Origin of the sequence: Streptomyces sp. NRRL WC-3549 (genome assembly GCF_000721935.1) — a bacterium.
Taxonomy (GTDB): Bacteria; Actinomycetota; Actinomycetes; order Streptomycetales; family Streptomycetaceae; genus Streptomyces.
On record NZ_KL585440.1, the window covers coordinates 1 to 3,929 of the forward strand.

5 protein-coding genes are annotated in these 3,929 nt (G+C 69.9%); 4 read left to right on the forward strand and 1 reads right to left on the reverse strand.

What is annotated here, in order from left to right:
* Positions 1-171: 171 nt before the first annotated feature.
* A complete protein-coding gene (gene ndgR, locus IH13_RS0132820) occupies positions 172-888 on the reverse strand; it encodes an IclR family transcriptional regulator NdgR (RefSeq protein ID WP_014048551.1) in 717 nt (238 codons plus the stop codon).
* Positions 889-1,064: 176 nt separating this feature from the next.
* Between ndgR and leuC the strand changes: the two genes are divergently transcribed.
* The 4 genes from leuC to IH13_RS45330 all read left to right on the forward strand — a co-directional run.
* Positions 1,065-2,492 (forward strand): 3-isopropylmalate dehydratase large subunit, encoded by a 1,428-nt coding sequence (leuC, locus tag IH13_RS0132825; RefSeq protein WP_031090217.1) that lies wholly within the window; start codon positions 1,065-1,067, stop codon positions 2,490-2,492.
* Between the two features lie 2 nt (positions 2,493-2,494).
* Positions 2,495-3,088 (forward strand): 3-isopropylmalate dehydratase small subunit, encoded by a 594-nt coding sequence (leuD, locus tag IH13_RS0132830; protein WP_031090219.1) that lies wholly within the window; start codon positions 2,495-2,497, stop codon positions 3,086-3,088.
* A 104-nt stretch (positions 3,089-3,192) separates the two neighbouring features.
* Entirely contained in the window at positions 3,193-3,420 is a 228-nt protein-coding gene (locus IH13_RS0132835) for an SCO5555 family protein (protein ID WP_031090220.1), read from the forward strand.
* 143 nt (positions 3,421-3,563) lie between these two features.
* On the forward strand, positions 3,564-3,929 hold a 366-nt coding region (locus IH13_RS45330), incomplete at its 3' end, for an HU family DNA-binding protein (RefSeq protein ID WP_037843104.1).

Sequence of the window (3,929 nt, forward strand, 5' to 3'; positions counted from 1 at the left end):
GGGGGTACAACACAGCAGTACGGGAAGGCCCTTCACCACGGTGAGGGGCCTTCTTGGTGTGCGCGCGGCGGACGGGTCCACCGGCCTCCGCCCATCGCGGGGGCGTGACAGGTGACTTGGGGCCGCCACGGCGCTGGGGCGGCCTGGGGGAGGAAGGAGGGCGCCGCCGGTTCAGCCCGTGCGGCGCAGGGCCTCGCTCAGCCGCGCGGCCGAGTCGATGACGGCCTGGGCGTGCATCCGGCCCGGGTGGCGGGTCAGCCGCTCGATCGGTCCGGAGACGGAGACCGCCGCGACCACGCGGTTCGAGGGGCCCCGCACCGGGGCGGAGACCGAGGCGACGCCCGGCTCTCGCTCGCCGATCGACTGGGCCCAGCCCCGCCGCCGTACGCCCGAGAGCGCCGTCGCCGTGAAGCGGGCCCCCTGGAGGCCCCGGTGGAGGCGCTCCGGCTCCTCCCAGGCCATCAGGATCTGCGCGGAGGAGCCCGCCTTCATGGTGAGCGTGGAGCCGACCGGCACGGTGTCCCGCAGTCCGGACAGCCGTTCCGCCGCCGCCACGCAGATACGCATGTCGCCCTGGCGCCGGTAGAGCTGGGCGCTCTCGCCGGTGATGTCGCGCAGATGCGTGAGTACGGGTCCCGCCGTCGCCAGGAGGCGGTCCTCGCCGGCCGCGGCGGCGAGCTCCGCCAGCCGGGGGCCGAGAATGAAACGGCCCTGCATGTCCCTCGCCACCATGCGGTGGTGTTCGAGTGCCACGGCCAGTCGATGTGCCGTCGGCCGTGCGAGCCCTGTCGCCGCGACCAGCCCGGCGAGGGTGGCCGGACCGGACTCCAGGGCGCTCAATACCAGAGCTGCCTTGTCGAGAACGCCGACGCCGCTAGAGTTGTCCATACGACGATACTCGCGTCTCACTCTGTGAAACGCAAGTTCAATTTTCTCCAGAAGTTGCGAACCTGTAGCCGCGGCCTCATCACGGCCCGCAGTCGCCGCCCCGCTCGGGGGTCCGGACGGTGGCGCACCCGAAATCTCTAGTTGGGCCGGCGAGGACGCCGGCCGGAGGGAAAGCGATGGGTAGGACACTCGCGGAGAAGGTCTGGGACGACCACGTCGTCCGGCGCGCGGAGGGCGAGCCCGACCTTCTCTTCATCGATCTGCACCTGCTGCACGAAGTGACCAGCCCGCAGGCCTTCGACGGTCTGCGCCAGGCCGGGCGACCGGTCCGGCGTCTCGACCTCACCATCGCGACCGAGGACCACAACACCCCGACCCTCGACATCGACAAGCCGATCGCCGACCCGGTCTCCCGCGCCCAGTTGGAGACCCTGCGCAAGAACTGCGCCGACTTCGGTGTCCGGCTGCACTCCCTCGGCGACGTCGAGCAGGGCGTCGTGCACGTGGTGGGCCCGCAGCTGGGTCTGACCCAGCCCGGCACCACGGTCGTCTGCGGCGACTCGCACACCTCCACCCACGGCGCCTTCGGCGCGCTGGCCTTCGGTATCGGCACCAGCCAGGTCGAACACGTCCTGGCCACCCAGACGCTGCCGATGGCCCGGCCCAGGACCATGGCGATCACCGTCGAGGGCGAACTGCCGGGCGACGTCACCGCCAAGGACCTCATCCTCGCCGTCATCACCCGGATCGGCACCGGCGGCGGCCAGGGGTACATCCTCGAATACCGAGGCTCCGCCATCGAGAAGCTCTCGATGGAGGCCAGGATGACCATCTGCAACATGTCGATCGAGGCCGGCGCCCGCGCGGGCATGATCGCCCCGGACGAGACCACCTTCGACTACCTGCGGGGCCGCGACCACGCGCCACAGGGCGAGGAGTGGGACGCCGCCGTCGCGTACTGGAAGACGCTGCGCACCGACGAGGACGCGGTCTTCGACGCCGAGGTCCTCATCGACGCCACCGAGCTGGCGCCGTTCGTCACCTGGGGCACCAACCCCGGCCAGGGCGCGCCGCTCTCGGCCGACGTCCCCGACCCGGCTTCGTACGCCGACGCGTCGGAGCGCCACGCCGCCGAAAAGGCCCTGGAGTACATGGGCTTGACCGCGGGGCAGCCGCTGCGCGAGATCGGGGTGGACACCGTCTTCGTGGGTTCCTGCACCAACGGCCGCATCGAGGACCTGCGCAACGCGGCCTCGGTGCTGGAAGGCCGCAAAGTCGCCGACGGCGTACGGATGCTGGTCGTCCCGGGCTCGGTCAGGGTCGCCCTGCAGGCCGTCGAGGAGGGGCTGGACAAGGTCTTCACCGCCGCCGGCGCCGAATGGCGGCACGCGGGCTGCTCGATGTGCCTCGGCATGAACCCCGACCAGCTGGCCCCCGGTGAGCGCTCGGCCTCCACCTCCAACCGCAACTTCGAGGGCCGGCAGGGCAAGGGCGGACGCACCCACCTGGTGTCCCCGCAGGTGGCCGCGGCCACCGCCGTACTGGGCCACCTGGCCTCACCCGCAGACCTGTCCGACACCCGTACGCCCGCCGGAGTCCGATAGCCATGGAAGCATTCACCGCACACACCGGCCGTGCCGTCCCGCTGCGCCGCAGCAACGTCGACACCGACCAGATCATCCCCGCGCACTGGCTGAAGAAGGTCACCCGCGACGGCTTCGAGGACGGCCTCTTCGAAGCCTGGCGCAAGGACGAGGACTTCGTCCTCAACCGCCCGGAGCGCAAGGGCGCGACGGTCCTGGTGGCCGGCCCCGACTTCGGCACCGGTTCGTCACGCGAACACGCCGTGTGGGCCCTGCAGAACTTCGGTTTCAAGACGGTCGTCTCCTCCCGGTTCGCCGACATCTTCCGCGGCAACTCGCTGAAGAACGGCCTGTTGACCGTCGTCCTGGACCAGGACGTCGTGGACCGCCTCTGGGAGCTGACCGAGGCGGACCCGACCGCCGAGGTGACCGTGGACCTGGAGAAGCGGCAGGTCCTCGCGGCAGGGATCACCGCCGACTTCGAGCTCGACGAGAACGCCCGCTGGCGCCTCCTCAACGGCCTCGACGACATCAGCCTCACCCTTCAGAACGAAGCGGACATCGCGGCCTACGAGGCGGCCCGTCCGTCCTTCAAACCGCAGACGGTCCAAGCCTGATCAGCGCTTTTCCCGCACTGCGCCCCCTGCCTCCCGGCAGGGGGCGCAGTCGCTTGTTGAGACCCCCTCGGGCGACAACTCGCCCCAGATGGCACAATCGGTGCATGGAACGCGACAGCCAACTCGAGCTCTATGGCGAAGTCGCCGACCGATTGAAGGAAGCGCACGCACGCGTGCGTGCACTGCAAGTCCCGGAGAGCGTACGGATGGCGCTCTCCCGGAAGCTGCTGGTCGTCACGGCCGCGGCTAAGCACGATCTCCCAGGCGCGGCAAGGCGTCTGGACCGGTTGATGAAGGACCTCGATGAGGGCCGATTCCCCGAAGGTGACTGACTCCGCGGAACAGCGCGGCGGTCGACTTCGTTGCGGCACTAGGGTGATTAGCCCGTTTCGTGTTTGATTTGCGGTATATATCTGCCTAACGTGCGAAAACGCCTGAACAGTTTCGTTCCGGCAATGTCTCCGAAGGGGAAGACGTGAACAAGGCGCAGCTCGTAGAAGCGATTGCCGACAAGGTCGGCGGGCGGCAGCAGGCCGCGGACGCCGTCGACGTGGTGCTCGACGCGATCGTCCGTGCGGTCGTCGCCGGGGACCGGGTCTCGGTCACCGGCTTCGGCTCGTTCGAGAAGGTCGACCGCCCGGCCCGCTACGCCCGCAACCCGCAGACGGGCGAGCGCGTACGGGTCAAGAAGACCTCCGTGCCCCGCTTCCGCGCGGGCCAGGGGTTCAAGGACCTGGTGAGCGGCTCCAAGAAGCTCCCCAAGGGCGGCGAGGTGTCCGTCAAGAAGGCGCCCAAGGGCAGCCTCTCGGGCGGTTCTTCCACCCGGACCACGGCCAAGGCG

Bases quoted from the DNA above. Each gene is read 5' to 3' on its own strand.
- ndgR (WP_014048551.1), bottom strand. From the start codon at position 888: ATGGACAACTCTAGCGGCGTCGGCGTTCTCGACAAGGCAGCTCTGGTA.
- leuC (WP_031090217.1), top strand. From the start codon at position 1,065: ATGGGTAGGACACTCGCGGAGAAGGTCTGGGACGACCACGTCGTCCGG.
- leuD (WP_031090219.1), top strand. From the start codon at position 2,495: ATGGAAGCATTCACCGCACACACCGGCCGTGCCGTCCCGCTGCGCCGC.
- IH13_RS0132835 (WP_031090220.1), top strand. From the start codon at position 3,193: ATGGAACGCGACAGCCAACTCGAGCTCTATGGCGAAGTCGCCGACCGA.